The sequence below is a fragment of the Janthinobacterium sp. GW458P genome (genome assembly GCF_002127585.1).
GTDB lineage: Bacteria > Pseudomonadota > Gammaproteobacteria > Burkholderiales > Burkholderiaceae_D > Janthinobacterium.
The window spans coordinates 1-16764 of sequence record NZ_NEGZ01000061.1 but is presented as its reverse complement, the minus strand read 5'-3'; the positions used below and the strand labels follow the sequence as shown (position 1 = coordinate 16764).

Below are 16764 nucleotides of genomic sequence, written 5' to 3'. Positions count from 1 at the left end.
GCTTGTTGCGTATCAATGCCTGCGCGGAACAGTCCGCCATGATGGCTGGACCGGAACCATGCCGCCGTGCGTCGGCGCGGCAGGCGCCGGCCGCTTCTTGCCGCAGGGGGAACCATGATCCGCATCTTCAGCCATTACGTCTCGAAAACAGCGTTTATCCTGCTGTTGCTGGAAATCCTGATCCTGCTGCTGTCGGCCACATTGACATCGCTGTTGTGGCTGGCGGACGGCAGCCGCCTCGTGCGCGCGGGCGAGGTCTATCTGTCGTCCACGATCTTCGCGCTCGTCATCGTCCTGAGCATGAGCACCCTGGGCATGTACCAGCACCGCTCGCGCGACGACATCCGCAACACCTTGCTGCGCATCCTGCCGTCGTTCGCCCTGGGCTTTGCCGTGCTCAGCGTGCTGATACGCTTCATACCCGCGCTGCAGTTCGGCCGCGGCAGCGTGCTCGTCTTCGGGCTGGGGGCCATCGGCGTGCTGCTGGCCCGTCTCGTCGTGTTCAAGTCTTCGCAGTCGGCGCTGATGGAAGGGCGGCTGATCCTGGTGGGCGGCGGGGCGCTGGCGCGTGAATGCATGGACTTGGCGGCCAGCAAGATCGGCTTCCACCAGTTCACCGTGGTCGGTTGCATCGCCGTGGCCGGCGAGCAATGCTGCGTGCCGGCCTCGGCAATGTTGCCGACGGAACCGTCGCTGCTGGCCATGGCCCAGCGCCACGATGCGCACGAGATCGTCGTGTCCGTCAGCGACCGGCGCAATGGCGCGTTTCCAGTCAAGCAACTATTGGAATGCGCGCTGGGCGGCGTGAAAGTGATCGACGCGGCCACGTTCTTCGAGCGCGAAGCGTGCCAGATCCGCATCGACTCCTTGCAGCCGAGCTATCTGATCTACGGCGGCGGCTTCGATCAGAGCTTTTTCCGCGCCGCCTCGAAGCGCCTGTTCGACCTGGCCGCCAGCGGCATCATCTGCCTGGCGGCGCTGCCCGTGATGCTGGCGACAGCCGTGTGCATCCGCCTGGAAGACGGCGGTCCCGTGTTTTACCAGCAGGAACGGGTGGGGCGCGACGGCTTGCCCTTCCGCGTGCTGAAATTTCGCAGCATGCGCTGCGACGCCGAGCGCGAGGGCACGCCCGTGTGGGCGCAGGCCGACGATGCGCGCATCACGCGGGTGGGTCGCCTCATCCGCAAGCTGCGCATCGACGAGCTGCCGCAGGTGCTCAATGTGTTTCGCGGCGAGATGAGTTTCGTCGGCCCCCGTCCCGAGCGCGCCTACTTTGTCGAGCAGCTGAAGGAACAGGTGCCGTACTACAACATCCGCCACAGCATCAAGCCCGGCATCACTGGCCTGGCCCAGGTGCGCTATCAGTATGGCGCTTCCGTCGATGACGCCGTGAAGAAGCTGCAATACGATTTGTATTATGTGAAAAACAACAGCCTGTTCCTCGACTTGCTGATCCTGCTCGACACGGTACAGGTGGTGCTGTTTGGCAAGGGCAGCCGATGATGCGGGCGCAGCCGGCCTGGCTGGCGGCGGCCGACGCGGCGGCGCTCAGCCACGGGCTGGCGTCGCTGGCCTTCTTCGTGCTGGCGCTGCTGCTCATCAGCAACTGGCGCGCGCGGCAGAACGCGCGGGCGCTGCTGGCCGCCTGCCTGGCGACGGGCGCATGGGCGACGGGCACGGTGGTGCTGGTGCTGCTGGGGCGGCGCATTTCGCTGGCCGGCGACGCGCTGGAAATGCTGCGCACGGGCGCCTGGCTGGTGTTCCTGCTGCTGCTGATCGCGCCGTCGCGGCCCCGCTTGCGTCTCGTGCTGGCCGGCATCGTCCTCACGGCGCTGGCGCCCGGCCTGTCCGCGCTGGCCTCGGCGTGGCTGGCGTTGCCTTTGCCGGCGCGCATCATCGCCAGCGTCAGCCGTTTGCTGCTGGCCGTGCTGGGCATGCTGCTGGTGGAACAGTGGTACCGCAACACGCCGCCCTTGCAGCGCTGGGGCGTCAAGTTTGCCTGCCTGGGCGTGGGCGGCCTGTTTGCCTATGATTTTTACCTGTACAGCGACGCCTTGTTGTTTCGCGCCATCAATGACGACATCTGGGCCGCGCGCGGCATCGTCGACGCCTTGTGCGCGCCGCTGCTGGCCATCTCGGCCGCCCGCAACCCGGCCTGGGCGCTGGGCCTGTCCGTCTCGCGCCAGGTGATGTACCGCTCGGCCGCCTTGCTCGGCTCGGCCATCTATCTGCTGGCCATGGCGGCCAGCGCCTATTATCTGCGCTATTTCGGCGGCACCTGGGGCGCGCTGATGCAGATGGCCTACCTGGGCGGCGCGGCCCTGCTGCTGGCCGGCGTGCTGTTTTCCGGCAGCCTGCGCGCCAAGCTCAAGGTCAGCATCAACAAGCATTTCTATAACGCCATCTTCGATTACCGCGAGGAATGGCTGCGCTTTACGCGCGCGCTGTCGGAAGACGGCCCGGCGCTGGGCGAGCGCACGATACAGGCCATGGCGCAACTGGTGGAAAGCCCGGCCGGCGCCCTGTGGATTTTGCGCGAAGGGGGCCAGTTCGCGGCTGCCGCCAGCTGGAACTGGCCGCCGTCCGCCTGGAGCGAGCCGGCGTCCGGTCCCCTGTGCCAGTTCCTGGAAGCACGGCAGTGGGTGATCGACGTGCCCGACTGCCGGCAGAATCCGCGCCGGTACGGCGGCCTGGTCCTGCCGCCCGCGCTGCTGGCCTTGCCCCAGGCGTGGCTGCTGGTGCCGCTGATGCTGCACGGCCAGCTGTTCGCCTTTGTCGCGCTGGCGCGGCCCCGCACGCCCATCGGCCTGAACTGGGAAATCCGCGACGTGCTGAAAATTGCCGGCAGCCAGGCCGCCGGCTACCTGGCGCACCGCGAGTCGCTCGACTCCCTGATGGTGTCGCGCCAGTTCGAATCGTTCAACCGCATGTCCACTTTCATCGTGCACGACCTGAAAAACCTGGTGTTTCAATTATCTCTATTACTGAGCAATGCGGAAAAGCACCGCGCCAATCCCGCTTTCCAGGAAGACATGCTGCGTACCCTCGATCATTCCGTGCAGAAAATGAAGACCCTGCTGCAAAAGCTGGCCCACGGCGAGGCGGCCGAGGCGCCCGCGCCGCTGCGCCTGGACGGCTTGCTGCGCCAGGCCGTGGCGGCCAAGGCCAGCCTGGCGCCGGCGCCGCGGCTGGAAATCGTCGATGCCGGCCTGACGGTGCTGGCCCACCGCGCGCGCCTCGAACGCGTGCTCGGCCATCTGATCCAGAACGCCATCGAGGCGACGGCCAGCGACGGCACGGTGGACGTGCGGCTGCGGCGCGAGCATCGCACGGCCGTCGTCGAACTCGACGATACGGGGCAGGGCATGAGCGAGCAGTTCATCCGCGAGCGCCTGTTCAAGCCGTTCGATACGACGAAGACGGCCGGCATGGGCATCGGCGTGTTTGAAAGCCGCGAATACATCCGCGAAGTGGGCGGCAGTCTGGAAGTGCGCAGCGCACCGCGCGTCGGCACGACGTTCCGCGTGGTCTTGCCGCTGCATGCCGCATGAACAGAAAGGAAGAGCATGGGCAAGCAAAAACTGCTGGTCATCGAAGACGATCCCGGCCTGCAAAAGCAGCTGCACTGGAGTTTTGACGGCTACGAGGTGCTGCTGGCGGGCGAGCGCGAGGCGGCGCTGGCGCTGGTGCGGCGCCACCAGCCGGCCGTCGTGACGATGGACCTGGGCTTGCCGCCGGACCCGGACGGCGCCACGGAGGGGCTGGCCACCCTGCAGCAGATCCTCGCGCTGGCGCCGGACACGAAAGTCATCATCCTGTCGGGCAACCAGGAGCGCGCGCATGCCTTGAAAGCCATCGCGCTGGGCGCCTACGATTTCCACCAGAAACCGTTCGACGCCGACATGCTGGGCCTGGTCATCGCCCGCGCCTTCTACCTGCACGCCATGCAGCAGGAAAACCGCCGCATGCTGCAGACGCAGGCCGATTCGCCGCTGGCCGGCATCGTCAGCCGCGACCCCGGCATGCTGAAACTGTGCCGCAGCGTGGAAAAAGTGGCGCCTTCGTCGGCCAGCGTGATGCTGCTGGGCGACTCGGGCAGCGGCAAGGAGCTGATCGCGCGGGGCCTGCATGCGCTGTCGAGCCGCCACGCCCAGCGTTTCGTCGCCATCAATTGCGCGGCCATCCCCGAAAACCTGCTGGAGAGCGAACTCTTCGGCTATGAACGGGGCGCGTTTACGGGCGCGGCGCGGCAGACCCTGGGCAAGATCGAGCTGGCCCACGGCGGCACCTTCTTTCTCGATGAAATCGGCGACATGCCGCTGGCGCTGCAGGCGAAATTGCTGCGCTTTCTGCAGGAAAGGGTCATCGAGCGCGTCGGCGGGCGGGGCGAGATCGCCGTCGACGTGCGCATCGTCTGCGCCACGCACCAGGATTTGAAGGTGCTGGCCGGGCAGGGGCGTTTCCGCGAAGACCTGTATTACCGCCTCAGCGAAATCGTGCTGCGCATCCCGCCGCTGCGCGAGCGGGCCGGCGACGCGGCCTTGCTGGCCCACCATTTCAAGAACAAGTTCTGCGCCGGCGAAGGGCGGGGCAGCCTGCATTTCAGCGCCGGCGCGCTGCAGCTGATCGAAAGCCATGACTGGCCCGGCAACGTGCGCGAAGTGGAAAACTGCATCAAGCGGGCCGTCATCATGTGCGACGGGCCGCAGATCGCCGCCGACGACCTGGGCTTGCCCGCCAGCGCACAGGCGGCGCCCGTGGACGCATCCATCAACCTGCGCCAGGCCCGCGAAGCGGCCGAATACAAGGTCATGGTGCGGGCGCTGGCGCGCGCCGACGGCAATATCGCCCGCGCGGCCGAACTGCTGGGCGTGAGCCGGCCCACCCTGTACGACCTGATGGGACACCACGGCATCAAATAGCGTCCGTGCACTGATGTGTATCAAATATCAAGATTGTGTAAGGCGTCGCACATACGCTGGCGCCGCTCCGGTGCATCCTAGCCTCATCAACAACGAGGAGGCGTCATGAATGCGATCAATTTACTGCTGAAGGACCACAAGGCCGTCAAGGCCCTGTTTGCGCAATACGAGAACCTGAGCGACCGCTCCTTGGCAACGAAGAAAAAGCTGGCCGACCAGATCTGCCAGGAACTGACCGTGCACACGCAGCTGGAGGAGGAAATCTTCTATCCGGCCGTGCGCCGTCCCATCCGCGACGCCGACCTGATGGATGAGGCCCTCGTCGAACACGCGAGCGCCAAGGAACTGATCGCGCAAATCGAAGCGATGGACCCTGCCGACGACCTGTACGACGCCAAGGTCAAGGTCCTGTCCGAGCAGATCGAGCACCACGTGGGCGAAGAAGAGGGGGACATGTTTCCCAAGGTGCGACAGGCTGGCGTCGACCTCGAGGCGCTGGGCCGGGAAATGGCCGCGCGCAAGGAACAGCTGACGGGCGTCGCCGCCTGAAGCGCCAATAAAATCATCAATCAAGGGAGTATTCCATGCAAGCTACGCAATTGTCCGAGTCGGACCTGAATCACCCGGGCGTGTCCTGGGGCGCCGTGCTGGCGGGCGCGGCGGCCGCCGCCGCCCTGTCCTTCATCCTGCTGATCCTCGGCGTGGGACTGGGCCTGTCGTCCGTGTCGCCATGGTCGTTCAACGCCACGGCCATCGGCGTGTCGACCATCGCCTGGCTGGCCTTCATGCAGCTGGCCGCGTCCGGCATCGGCGGCTACATGGCGGGCCGGCTGCGCGTGAAATGGAGCGCCGTGCATACGGATGAGGTGCATTTCCGCGACACGGCGCACGGCTTGCTGGCCTGGGCCGTGGCGACCCTGCTCACCGTAGGCCTGCTGGCCGGCGGCACGCGCGCCGTCCTCAGCGGCGCCATCGATGCGGGCAGCGGCGTGGCCGCTGCCGTTGGCCCGGCCGTAGGGGCGGGCGCAGGTGCTGCAGGTGCAGCCAGCGCCAAGCAAGGCGAGGGCGGCGGCGCCAATCCGCTCGATTATTTCTCGGACATGCTGCTGCGCGCCGCGCCAGCCCCGGCTGCCACGGAGCCGGGCGTCACGCTGGCCGAGCAGCGCATGGAAATCGGCAAGATCTTCGCAAGCAGCCTGTCCACGGGCAGCCTGGCCGCCGATGACCGCGCCTACCTGGGCCAGGTCGTGGCCAGCCGCACGGGCTTGAGCCAGGCCGACGCGGAAGCGCGCGTCGACGCCGTCTACGGGCGCGCCGCCAAGGCCGCCGCCGATGCGAAGGCTGCGGCCCAACAAGCGGCGGAAACGGCGCGCAAGGCCGGCGCCCACACGGCCTTGTGGATGTTCGTTGCCTTGCTGCTGGGGGCTTTCGTTGCCAGCCTGGCCGCCACGTTCGGCGGCCGCCAGCGCGACCATGAGCGCGTGCTGCGCCACGTCACCATCTGAACCCCCACTATCGTTAAGGAGTCTGCCATGCGTTCCATCCTCTTGCTGCTGCTGGGCATACCATTGCCCATCGTCATACTGATCGCCCTGTTCGTGCGTTGACAAGGTAAAACACAGGAACCGGCGCCCGCTGCAAGGCGGGCGCCGGTTTTTGCATGAAAGCGGCCGCGTGTGTAAGATGGCGCCATCTTTCCACCGAGACTATCCATGAACGTGACCGTCCTGCGTCCCTTGCTGAAAACCGCCGCTATCGCCGCCATCGCCTGCTCGATGCTGGCTTCGTGCTCCACCCTGATCGGTCCGCGCGACGTGAATGTGTCGCTGAGCAAGATGCAGCAAGGCCTGGAGCGCCGTTTTCCCATCGACAAGCGCGTGCTGTCCGTGCTGGACGTCAGGCTGACGCATCCGCAGCTGTCGCTGCAGCCCGAGCGCGAACGGGTGGCCCTGAGCGTGGACGCCAGCGTCATGCCGCCGTTCATCCGCCAGACCTGGCGCGGCAGCCTGGCCATGTCGGGCCGCCTCGTGCTCGACGCGCAGCGCAATGCCGTGTACCTGAGCGAGGCGAGCGTGGACAAGGTGAGCATCGACGGAATGGACGAGTCGCAGCAGCGCCAGTTCGCCAAGGTGGCCAGCCTGGTGGCCGATCAGCTCATGCATGAAACGCCCATCTACACCTTCAAGCCCGACGAATTGCGCTATGCGGGCGTGCAATTCGTGCCGACGCAGATCCGGACCACGGGCAATGGCTTGACGGTGACGTTCGAGCCGGTGAAGTAGCTTAGGGCTGGCATGCGGGCGCGGCGATTGGCGTGGCCGTGTTGTTGCGCGGCGTGGCCTCTTCATGGAACAGGTCCGCCAGGTATTCGCACAGGGCATCTGCTTGAATATCGTCCGGAATAATGAAATCGGCGGGGCGGCGCTTGCCTTCCGCGCCCAGGTAGAAGGCGCGCCATGCCCCCGGATTTCCCCGGACGGCGATCAGCGTGCCGAAAATATTGAACCGCAATTCCTGCATCTGGCTGCTCCAGTCTGAGAATGGCTAAATAGAGACGGCAGGCCGGAACCGCCGCCGCATGCGCTCGAACGGCATCGCCGGACGGGGAGAAAGCCGTGAATTTCCCCGGCCTGGCTAGCATATTTATTGTACTATAGTAACATTTACTTATCTTTGGGTGGGCGACGATGCATATCAGCACGGCAGGAATCCGGTCCGGGGCGCTGTCTGGCGCAGAAGGCAATAAAACACCATCGGACAAGGCGCCGGCCACGCAGGCGCCTGCCGCCACGGCCGCCGTGGCGGACGATGTCGTGATCTCGACCCTGGCCGGGCGCTTGTCGGCGGCCGAGAAAGCCACCAGCGCCACCATCCGGGGCTACGACCACGCGACGCTGGGTGCGTGGGTGAATGACAATACCGCCGACATCCTGTATCCGCTGGACGCCGAACACATGGCAGCCGCCGCAAAGCAGGTGCCGCAACCGAACGATGCGGCAGCGGCAAAGTCGGCCGCCGCCGCCACCGCTTATGTCGAGAGAAAGGGCCCCAATCCGTTTGCCGGGCTTTCGCGCGAGCAATTGTCCGCCATTTCGAACGATGACAGCGGGACCTTTACCATCAACGAGCGGCGCGCCGCCTTTATGCAGGCGTATCAGGAAGAAGAGGCCTGGCGCACGCAAGTCGTGGCGCAAGCGATGCATGAATACAATACTACCGGCAAGACGACCAATTTCTTCAAATCCGTGCTGGCGCATTACCATGCATTGCCCCAGCTGGAACAGTCGCAATATCCGGCCAATTATGCGAGCGACCTGGAAGACAAGATCAAGCTCGATTTTAATTATTTCAATCATGCGGCCGGCGATGGCGGGCCGACGCCGGGTTCGCTTGCGGACATGCTGAAAAATCAGGATAAAAAAGGCCTGGATCTGTTTGATCTGCTGATCCGCTGATCTCCGGAATTGTTCAACTGTCATTGTTGCCCGCAGGCAGGCCGACTATAATCCGGCCTCTCATGGCTGGACGCAGCATGTGCTCCAGCATGCAATTAAAACAATTAAGGGACTCTTCGTGAAACGTTCACTCATCAGCGCCGCCTGCTGCGCCTTGCTCGCCTTATCCTCGCCCTCGCTGTACGCCCAGCAAGGCGCACACGCTGCTGCGCCAGTCTCCGGCATCGACCTGAAAACCCTGGACCCGGCCGTCAGCCCCAAGGATGATTTCTATGGCTACGTCAACGGCGTATGGACCCGCAATACGCAAATCCCGGCCGACAAATCCGTCTGGGGCACGTATATCGAATTGCGCGAAATCGCGCAGGGCCAGCTGCGCGGCCTGATCGAGGCGACCGTGAAGAACCCCGGCAAGCCCGGCAGCGAGGCGCACAAGATCGCCGACCTGTACACGAGCTTCATGAACGACAAGGCGCGCAATGCGGCCGGCTTCAAGCCCTTGAAGGCCGAGCTGGCCCGCGTGGCCAGCGTGAAGGACAAGAAGGACTTGCCGGCGTTGTTTGCCTTTATGCAAAGCAACGGCATCCAGACGCCGTTTTCCGCCTATGTGGCGCCCGATGCGCAAGATCCCGAGCGCTACACCGTCAACATCAGCCAGTCCGGCCTGGGCTTGCCCGACCGCGATTACTACCTGAAGGACGACGACGCCAAGCTCAAGGCCGTGCGCGAGCAATACCTCAAGCATATCGAGACCATGCTGGCTTTGAGCGGCGACAAGGCCGCGGCGGCCCATGCGGCGCAGGTCCTCGATATCGAGACGCGCCTTGCGGCAGCGCAATGGACGCGCGTGCAGATGCGCGACCCCGTCAAATCGTACAACCGCGTCGATTTCGACCAGTTCGCCGCACTGGCGCCGGCCTTCGACTGGAAAGCCTACTTTGCCGCTGCCGGCCTGGCCGTCAAGGAAACCTCGGCCGTGGTGCGCCAGCCCAGCTTCCTTGGCGGTTTTGCCGAGACCGTGGCGGCGATTCCGCTGGCATCGTGGAAGAGCTATGCCAGCTGGCGCATCATCGAAAGCTATGCTTCCTACCTCGATAGCGCGACCGTCAAGGAGCGCTTCGCCTTCGAAGGCACGGTGCTGCGCGGCGTGCCGCAAAGCGAACCGCAGTGGCAGCTGGCGCTGCGCTTCACGGATAACGCCATCAGCGACGCCGTCGGCAAGCGCTACGTGGCCATGTATCTGCCGCCGGAAACCAAGCCGCGCGTGATGGCCATGTTCGACAATTTCGTCGCCTCGTTCAAGGACGGCATCGAACAGCTGGACTGGATGGGCCCGGAAACCAAGAAGGAAGCCCAGCTCAAGCTGGCCGCCCTGAAGCCGAAGATCGCCTATCCGGACACCTGGCGCGACTACAGCAGCATGCAGACGCGGCCGAACGACCTGATCGCCAACGTGCGCGCCGCGCGCGCGTGGAGCCGCCAGCAAAACCTGGAGAAGCTGGGCAAACCGGTCGACCGCGACGAATGGTCGATGACGCCGCAAACCGTCAACGCCAGCTACAGCCCGGCCCTGAACGCCATCACGATCCCGGCCGCCATCCTGCAGCCGCCGTTTTTCAACGTGAAAGCGGAAGACGCCGTCAATTACGGCTTGCTGGGCATCACCTTCGGCCATGAGATCAGCCATGCCTTCGACGATTCCGGCAGCCAGTACGACGCCAAGGGGCGTCTGCGCAACTGGTGGACGGCGCAGGACCGCGCCGCCTTCAAGGCGCTGGCCGCCGGGCTGGTCAGGCAATACGGCGCCTACAGCCCCGTGCCGGGCTACCACATCAATGGCGAGCTGACTTTGGGCGAAAACATCGGCGACAATTCCGGCCTGTCGATCACCTACAAGGCGTATCAGCGTTCGCTGGGCGGCAAGCCGTCGCCCGTCATCGACGGCTTGACGGGCGAACAGCGCCTGTACATCGGCTTTGCGCAGAAATGGCGCGCCAAACTGCGTCCGGAAGCGGCCATCGCGCAGATCAAGAGCGACCCCCATTCGCCGGGCGAATTCCGCGCCAAGGGCACGGTCAAAAACCAGCCCGGCTTCTATGAGGCCTTCGACATCAAGCCGGGCGACCCCATGTATCTGCCGCCCGAGCAGCGCGTCATCATGTGGTAAATCAGGTGCTAAACCCGCAGTGCAGTCGCGCACCGCGCCGGGGACTATTCCTTGGCGTGGTTGAGCGTGTAGCGGGGCAGTTCCACCGTCAGGTCTTCCTGGCTGATGCGGGCCTGGCACGACAGGCGCGAGTGGGGCTGCAAGCCCCAGGCCTGGTCGAGCATGTCTTCTTCATTGTCGCCCAGTGCGTTGAGCGAGTCGAAACCGCGCACCACGACGACGTGGCAGGTGGAACAGGCGCCCACCTGGCCGCACGCGTGTTCGATGTCGATCTTGTTGAGCAGCAAGGCGTCGCAAATGCTCATGCTTTCCGGCGCGTCGATGACGGCGCCGTCGGGGGCCAGCTCGGGATGGGGTAATACAGTGATGGTTGGCATACGATAATCTCCTTGAATATCGCTACCTTGAACCTTCCCGCCTGGAGAAGGTCAAGCGAATTTTGCGCCTGACCTGGGACTTGCCGCGGCTACAGCTTCGAGGCCGGATGCTCCGCCAGCGGAACAAATTGGCCGGTCGATTCGTCCAGCGCGTCGAGCGAGCCGTTTTCGATGTCGTACACCCAGCCATGCAGGGTCAGCCGCTTTTGCGTGATGGCCAGGGCCACGGAAGGGTGGGTGCGGATGTTGTTGAGCTGGGCCACGACATTGGCCCGCACCATGCCGTCGATGCGCTCCTGTTCCGTGGCGTGCTCGACGGATTCGTTGATCATGCGCGCCGCATCCGCGTGGCGCAGCCAGCTCTTGACGGCAGGCATGTGCTCGAGGCAGGTGCAGGTGGCGATGGCTTTCATGGCGCCGCAGTCGGAATGGCCGCAAATGACGATGTCCGTCACTTGCAGGGCCGCCACGGCAAATTCGACGGAGGCGCTCACGCCGCCCGGTTCCGGGCCGAACGAGGGCACGATGTTGCCCGCGTTGCGGATCACGAACAGTTCGCCAGGTTCCCGTTGCGTCACCAGTTCCGGCACCATGCGGCTGTCGGAACACGAGATGAACAAGGCCTTCGGCGTCTGGCCCGTGGCCAGCGTCTTGAACAGTTCTCGGCGTTCAGGAAAGACTTCCTTCTGGAAACGTAGAAATCCGGCAATGATGTCGCGCATAAATAAAGAGGAGAGTGGTGGAAGCCGGTATTATCGCCGATTTGGCGCCGCTCCTGCTTGCGGCCCGCCAAGGCAGCGGTCTATATGCGCGAGCAATTGCAGAAACACGCGCTTATCGGCCATGTGATTCATCGTGTTGCTCACGAAAACGTCGCCGGCGGCCGCTGCCAAGGCGCTGCGCGCCTGCGCGCAGGCGGCATGCAGTTGCGCGCGGTCAAGCTCAAGCAGCGCCGCGGCGATGGCTTCACGCGTGAAGTCGAAGGCGTCGATGCCGCAACAGCCGGCCACGCAATGGGTTTCCAGGCGGCAGATCAGCGGCCACAGTTCCCCCAGCAAGGCATCGATGTCGACGGCCTGGTCATAGCGTGCGTCAAGATCGATGTATTCGATCCAGGCGTCGTCGCCGATCTGGATATCGTACTGGCGGTCGCGTTCGGTCATTTTCACCTTCTCCTGCTCAATGGCATCGCATGATAAAAAAACCGCCCGAAGGCGGTTTTTGTCAAACCGGCTATGCCGGTGTCTAGATAAAGTAGATCAGCGCGATCACGGCCGCGACGAGGGCCACGCGCGTGACCTGGTAGGCCGTCTTGTTCCACGCCTTGAAGCGGCGGCGGTACTGGCCCATGGTCCAGGAAATCTGGAACAGCTTGCTCACGCCGCCCACCTGGTCGCCCAGCTCGTTGGGCGAGGCGGCGGCCGTCATCAGGGTGCGGCCCAGCCAGCGGTTCAGCGCCTGCGCCCAACGGTAGCGCATCGGCCGTTCGATGTCGCAGAACAGGATGATGCGGTCGCTGTCGGCGTCGTTGCGGGCCCAGTGGATATACGTTTCATCGAACATCACGGCCTGGCCGTCGCGCCAGCTGTGGCGCTCGCCATCGACGTCGATGAAGCAGCGGTCGTCGTTCGGCGTCTGCAGGCCCAGGTGGTAGCGCAGGGAACCGGCGAACGGGTCGCGGTGCGGGTTGAGCTTGCCGCCTTGCGGCAGTTCCGCGAACATGGCGGCCTTGATCGAGGGTATCGACTGCAGCAGCGCATAGGTCTGCGGGCACATCTGTTGCGCCGACGGGTGGTTCGCGTCATACCATTTCAGGTAGAAACGCTTCCAGCCATACTTGAAGAAGGAATTGAAGCCCACGTCATTGTTCTTTTCCGCCGCCTTGATCTTTTTCATTTCCTGCATGCGCAGCGCTTCATCGCGGATGATTTGCCAGTTCTGCTGCAGCGGCGCCAGTTCCGGGAATTGCTCGACGGACAGATAAGGCGTGGCCGGCACCCTGGAAAAGGTGTGCATGAACAGATTCAGCGGCGCCATGAACGAGGAGTGATCGAAGATCTGGCGGCGAAACGGCAGGCGCACCTTGCCCCGAAAATGAATATGTAAAACAGAAAACACAAAAATGCCCAGCAAGGCCCACTTCATACACAACCTCGTTTTGAAAGAATGGGGCAATTATAACCAGTTAATGCCAGCGCCACCCCGTGCCAGGGTGAAGGAAAGATGAAGCGGCGCGCGCGGCGCGGCTGGCCTACAATGGCTTTATTTCAACACCTAGCAAGGGTCATCATGGAAATCTGGCACGCACCGCTCGACCTGGCCGCCCTCAACGCCGCCAGCGAGGGCACGGCCATGCGCCACCTGGGCATTGCCTTCACGGCCTTCGGCCCCGACTGGATCGAGGCGACCATGCCCGTCGACCACCGCACCATGCAGCCTTTTAAGCTGCTGCATGGCGGCGCTTCCGTGCTGCTGGCCGAAACCCTGGGCAGCATGGCCGCGAATGCCTGCCTGGACAGCCGCCGGCACGTGAGCGTGGGCCAGGAAATCAACGCCAACCACGTGCGCGGCGTGCGCGGCGGCCAGGTGACGGGGCGCGCCACGCCCATCCACCGGGGCCGCAGCAGCCAGGTATGGGAAATCCGCATCGTCGACGACGGCGGCAAGCTGTGCTGCATCTCGCGCATCACCATGGCCGTCATCGACGCCCCGGGCGCGGCTGGACACGGCGCTTCTTGATTTGCATCAAGGCATTAAAAGTGGGCGCGTGGAATCATCCATAACGCTGTTCGCTTATAATTCAGTGTGCTCTTGTGCCGTGCGGGTGTCGTCCGCGCGCGTCCACATTGCCCGGAATAGAAGCTGACTGCCCAAAAAACGCCAGTTAGAGACCCATCCTGCGCCTTGCAGGAAAGGCAACACGACGGTGAGCAGATCGCCGGTGTCCGGCAAGCCCTGGCGGGACTTGTCTGGCGGAACCGGCAACAATCAACTTTATACAGGGCAATAACAACAATGATGTCATTCAATCGTTTGACGATAGGCGCGCGTCTGAGCGCAGGCTTTGCCGCGCTGGTCATCCTCATGCTGGTGCTGGCCGCGTTCGCGCTGCTGCGCATGGGCGCCATCGCCGACGCCATGGGCGCGCAGGACAGGGTACAGCAGGAAAAACTCGAACCGCTGTACGTGGCGCGCGAAGCGCTCGACCAGACGGGCCTGGCCGCCCGCAACGCCTATATTTTTCATGACCAGGCCGCCGCCGAGAAAGAGCTGGCCATCCTCGACAGCCAGAAGGCGCTGTACCTGGAAGCGCTGGCCAGGCTGGCGCCGAAGTTCGCCGGCGATGCCCAGTTCGAGAAAGTCAGCACGGGCCTGAAAACCATGGCGCAGGAGCTGCAGCGTCCGCGCCAGTTCCGCGCGAGCGGGCAGATGGAGCAGTACGGCACCTTCCTCGTCGAGGAATGCAGCCCCCTGCGGCGCCAGATCGTCGCCGACATCGATGCCGTGCTGAAAACCGTGCAGCAGGAATCGGACCAGGCCAGTGCCGGCGCGCAAGCCATCTACGGCCAGTCGCTGCGCTGGATAGGCGCGCTGGCCGCGCTGAGCGTACTCGTCTGCATCGCCGTCGCCGTCGTCATCACGCGCGGACTGCTGCGCCAGCTGGGCGGCGAACCGGCGTATGCGGCCGCCATCGCGGGGCGCATCGCCCAGGGCGAGCTGGCCATCGACGTGCACACGCGCCAGGGCGACGACAGCAGCCTGCTGTTTGCCATCAAGACCATGCGCGACAACCTGGCCGCCATCGTCGGCAAGGTGCGCCACGGCACGGAAAGCATTGCCACGGCCTCGACCGAGATCGCTTCCGGCAACCGCGACCTGTCGCAGCGCACGGAGCAGCAAGCCGGCTCGCTGGAAGAAGTGGCCTCGTCGATGGAAGAGCTCATTTCCACCGTGCGCCAGAATGCCGATAACGCGCAGCGGGCCAACCGCCTGGCGCGCGAAGCGTCGACCGTGTCGGAGCAGGGCGGCAAGGCCGTGGCCGAAGTGGTGCATACCATGAGCCTGATCAATGCCTCGTCGAACAAGATCGTCGACATCATCGGCGTGATCGACAGCATCGCCTTCCAGACGAATATCCTGGCCCTGAACGCGGCCGTGGAAGCGGCCCGCGCGGGCGAGCAGGGGCGCGGCTTTGCCGTGGTGGCGACGGAAGTGCGCAACCTGGCGCAGCGCTCGAGCGCCGCCGCGCGCGAAATCAAGGCCCTGATCGACGATTCCGTCAGCAAGGTGGGCACGGGCACGGTGCTCGTCGAACAGGCGGGCGCCACCATGCACGAGGTGGTGGCCGGCATCGGCCGGGTGACGGGCATCATGGCCGAGATCAGCCACGCCACGCAGGAGCAGGGCGCCGGCATCGAGCAAGTCAACCGCGCCATCGTCGACATGGACCGCGTGACCCAGCAAAATGCGGCCCTGGTCGAGCAGGCGGCGGCCGCCGCGCAGGAATTGCAGCAGCAGGCCGCCCAGCTGGAGCAGGAAGTGGGCATTTTCAAGCTGGGCAAGCCGGCCAGCGGCCCCTTGCGCCTGGCAGCCTGACGCGGCGCCATGGAATGGCGCGGCGTGCCACGCGCCGCGCCGCGCGCCAACAGCCATGCGCCAATAGTCGTATTCCGCGCTACAATGGGAGCTGGATCACCGCCAGGACATCTCATGCAAGTGCATAGCAGCAACGATGTTTCCAACCCGGAAGACGCCGACAAGCCGGCGCCGCCCGTGCTGCACCAGGCCTTGGCCGGCCTCGGCTGGGGCTTGCTCACCTGCATGCTGTGCTTTGCCATCCTCATCGTCACCAAATGGCTGCTGCCGCCCGAATACTGGGGCGCGCACACGGGCCTGGCCAAGTTCAAGCGCGAAATGTCGCTGCCCCTGCTGGTGTTCTGGGTCGTCATCTACTCCCCCATCCTGGAAACCTTCCTCGGCCAGCTGCTGCCGCTGGAAATCCTCAAGCGCCTGGGCGCCAGGCGCCAGCTGAGCGTCTTTATCGGCGCCGTCCTGTGGGGCATCGTGCACTTCATCAGCGGCGGCTTGCTGCACGCCATCGTCGCGCTGGGGTCGGGCGCCATGTTCAGCTTTGTCTACCTGCGCTACCGCGAGCCGGGCGTGGCTGCTGCCTATGCGACAACGACCTTTTCCCGCGCCTGCAACAATATCGCCGTCCTGGTTGCCGTGTTCTACGGCCTCGACACCTAGACACCCTCCAAAACCTGCTGCGCGTCGGTACAGGCGGCCTGCGACGCTCGCCAGCCCGGCGCCCCCGTACTCGAGTACGGTTGCGCTTATCGACCACCTCTACCTTCCGCTCGCTACGCTTTTGTTAGGCGCCTTTCTTTCTTCCTGAGCAGGTACGGCACCAGCGCGGCCAGCGCCACGGCCAGCCCCGCCAGGCCGTGCAGCAACTGGCGGAAGGCGGCGTCGTAGCTGGCGCGCAGCAGCGCTTCCTGGCCGCCCAGCAGCTGTGTTGCCTGTTGCATATCACCGAGCGCGGCGCGGCTGGCGGCGGCCAGCAGGGGCAAGTCGCTGGGCAGTTGCCGCGCCAGCGCCGCCCCGATCAAGCCGGCCAGCGTGGCGCCCGCCAAGGCCAGCGCCACGCCGTCGGCGCTGATGCGCACGGTATTGAAGATGCCCGTCGCCATGCCGGCCCGGTCCGTGTCCACCACGCTCAAGGCCATGCCATCCATCAAGCCCCACGGCAAGCCGATGCCGGCGCCGACCAGCAGCAGGGGGCCGGCCAGCGCCGCGGTGCCGCCATGGCCCGGCACCTGCGCCAGCCAGGCCAGGCCCGC

At 64.9% G+C, this 16764-nt stretch carries 16 protein-coding genes and 1 pseudogene; 11 read left to right on the top strand and 6 right to left on the bottom strand.

What is annotated here, in order from left to right:
* Nucleotides 1-114 precede the first annotated feature (114 nt).
* From CBW50_RS24445 to CBW50_RS24420, 6 genes are all read left to right on the top strand, one after another.
* Nucleotides 115-1503, top strand: coding sequence for a TIGR03013 family XrtA/PEP-CTERM system glycosyltransferase (locus tag CBW50_RS24445; protein ID WP_086147928.1), 1389 nt, complete (start codon nucleotides 115-117; stop codon nucleotides 1501-1503).
* Nucleotides 1500-3551: an XrtA/PEP-CTERM system histidine kinase PrsK gene (gene prsK, locus CBW50_RS24440; protein WP_086147927.1), complete on the top strand. Its 2052-nt coding sequence runs from the start codon at nucleotides 1500-1502 to the stop codon at nucleotides 3549-3551. The genes CBW50_RS24445 and prsK overlap by 4 nt, the downstream gene beginning before the upstream one ends.
* Before the next feature lie 15 nt (nucleotides 3552-3566).
* A complete protein-coding gene (prsR, locus tag CBW50_RS24435) occupies nucleotides 3567-4922 on the top strand; it encodes a PEP-CTERM-box response regulator transcription factor (RefSeq protein ID WP_086147926.1) in 1356 nt (451 codons plus the stop codon).
* Nucleotides 4923-5027: 105 nt separating this feature from the next.
* Nucleotides 5028-5471 (top strand): hemerythrin domain-containing protein, encoded by a 444-nt coding sequence (locus CBW50_RS24430; RefSeq protein ID WP_086147925.1) that lies wholly within the window; start codon nucleotides 5028-5030, stop codon nucleotides 5469-5471.
* A gap of 35 nt (nucleotides 5472-5506) precedes the next feature.
* Entirely contained in the window at nucleotides 5507-6427 is a 921-nt protein-coding gene (locus CBW50_RS24425; protein WP_086147924.1) for a hypothetical protein, read from the top strand.
* Nucleotides 6428-6634: 207 nt separating this feature from the next.
* Entirely contained in the window at nucleotides 6635-7204 is a 570-nt protein-coding gene (locus CBW50_RS24420; protein ID WP_086147923.1) for a DUF1439 domain-containing protein, read from the top strand.
* 1 nt (nucleotide 7205) lies between these two features.
* Here the strand turns inward: CBW50_RS24420 and CBW50_RS24415 are convergent, their stop codons facing one another.
* Entirely contained in the window at nucleotides 7206-7442 is a 237-nt protein-coding gene (locus tag CBW50_RS24415; protein WP_086147922.1) for a hypothetical protein, read from the bottom strand.
* Nucleotides 7443-7609: 167 nt separating this feature from the next.
* Between CBW50_RS24415 and CBW50_RS24410 the strand changes: the two genes are divergently transcribed.
* A complete protein-coding gene (locus tag CBW50_RS24410; protein WP_086147921.1) occupies nucleotides 7610-8377 on the top strand; it encodes a hypothetical protein in 768 nt (255 codons plus the stop codon).
* A gap of 118 nt (nucleotides 8378-8495) precedes the next feature.
* Nucleotides 8496-10544, top strand: coding sequence for a M13 family metallopeptidase (locus tag CBW50_RS24405; protein WP_086147920.1), 2049 nt, complete (start codon nucleotides 8496-8498; stop codon nucleotides 10542-10544).
* A gap of 44 nt (nucleotides 10545-10588) precedes the next feature.
* On the opposite strand, the gene fdx is transcribed toward CBW50_RS24405, so the two are convergent.
* From fdx to lpxO, 4 genes are all read right to left on the bottom strand, one after another.
* On the bottom strand, nucleotides 10589-10921 hold the full coding sequence (fdx, locus tag CBW50_RS24400) for an ISC system 2Fe-2S type ferredoxin (RefSeq protein ID WP_086147919.1): 333 nt from the start codon (nucleotides 10919-10921) through the stop codon (nucleotides 10589-10591).
* An 89-nt stretch (nucleotides 10922-11010) separates the two neighbouring features.
* Nucleotides 11011-11643 (bottom strand): carbonic anhydrase, encoded by a 633-nt coding sequence (locus CBW50_RS24395; RefSeq protein WP_086147918.1) that lies wholly within the window; start codon nucleotides 11641-11643, stop codon nucleotides 11011-11013.
* Nucleotides 11644-11673: 30 nt separating this feature from the next.
* Nucleotides 11674-12084 (bottom strand): DUF6331 family protein, encoded by a 411-nt coding sequence (locus tag CBW50_RS24390; RefSeq protein WP_086147917.1) that lies wholly within the window; start codon nucleotides 12082-12084, stop codon nucleotides 11674-11676.
* A gap of 82 nt (nucleotides 12085-12166) precedes the next feature.
* Complete coding sequence (gene lpxO / locus CBW50_RS24385; protein ID WP_086147916.1) at nucleotides 12167-13066, bottom strand: lipid A hydroxylase LpxO; 900 nt, start codon at nucleotides 13064-13066, stop codon at nucleotides 12167-12169.
* A gap of 144 nt (nucleotides 13067-13210) precedes the next feature.
* Between lpxO and CBW50_RS24380 the strand changes: the two genes are divergently transcribed.
* The 3 genes from CBW50_RS24380 to CBW50_RS24370 all read left to right on the top strand — a co-directional run bounded on the left by CBW50_RS24380 (nucleotide 13211) and on the right by CBW50_RS24370 (nucleotide 16171).
* Nucleotides 13211-13660 (top strand): hotdog fold thioesterase, encoded by a 450-nt coding sequence (locus CBW50_RS24380; protein WP_086147915.1) that lies wholly within the window; start codon nucleotides 13211-13213, stop codon nucleotides 13658-13660.
* A 276-nt stretch (nucleotides 13661-13936) separates the two neighbouring features.
* Nucleotides 13937-15517, top strand: a complete 1581-nt coding sequence (locus tag CBW50_RS24375; RefSeq protein ID WP_086147914.1) for a methyl-accepting chemotaxis protein — start codon at nucleotides 13937-13939, stop codon at nucleotides 15515-15517.
* 114 nt (nucleotides 15518-15631) lie between these two features.
* Entirely contained in the window at nucleotides 15632-16171 is a 540-nt protein-coding gene (locus CBW50_RS24370) for a CPBP family intramembrane metalloprotease (RefSeq protein WP_086147913.1), read from the top strand.
* Nucleotides 16172-16284: 113 nt separating this feature from the next.
* Here the strand turns inward: CBW50_RS24370 and CBW50_RS29525 are convergent.
* Nucleotides 16285-16764 (bottom strand): annotated as a pseudogene (locus CBW50_RS29525) (MFS transporter); the annotation flags it as partial.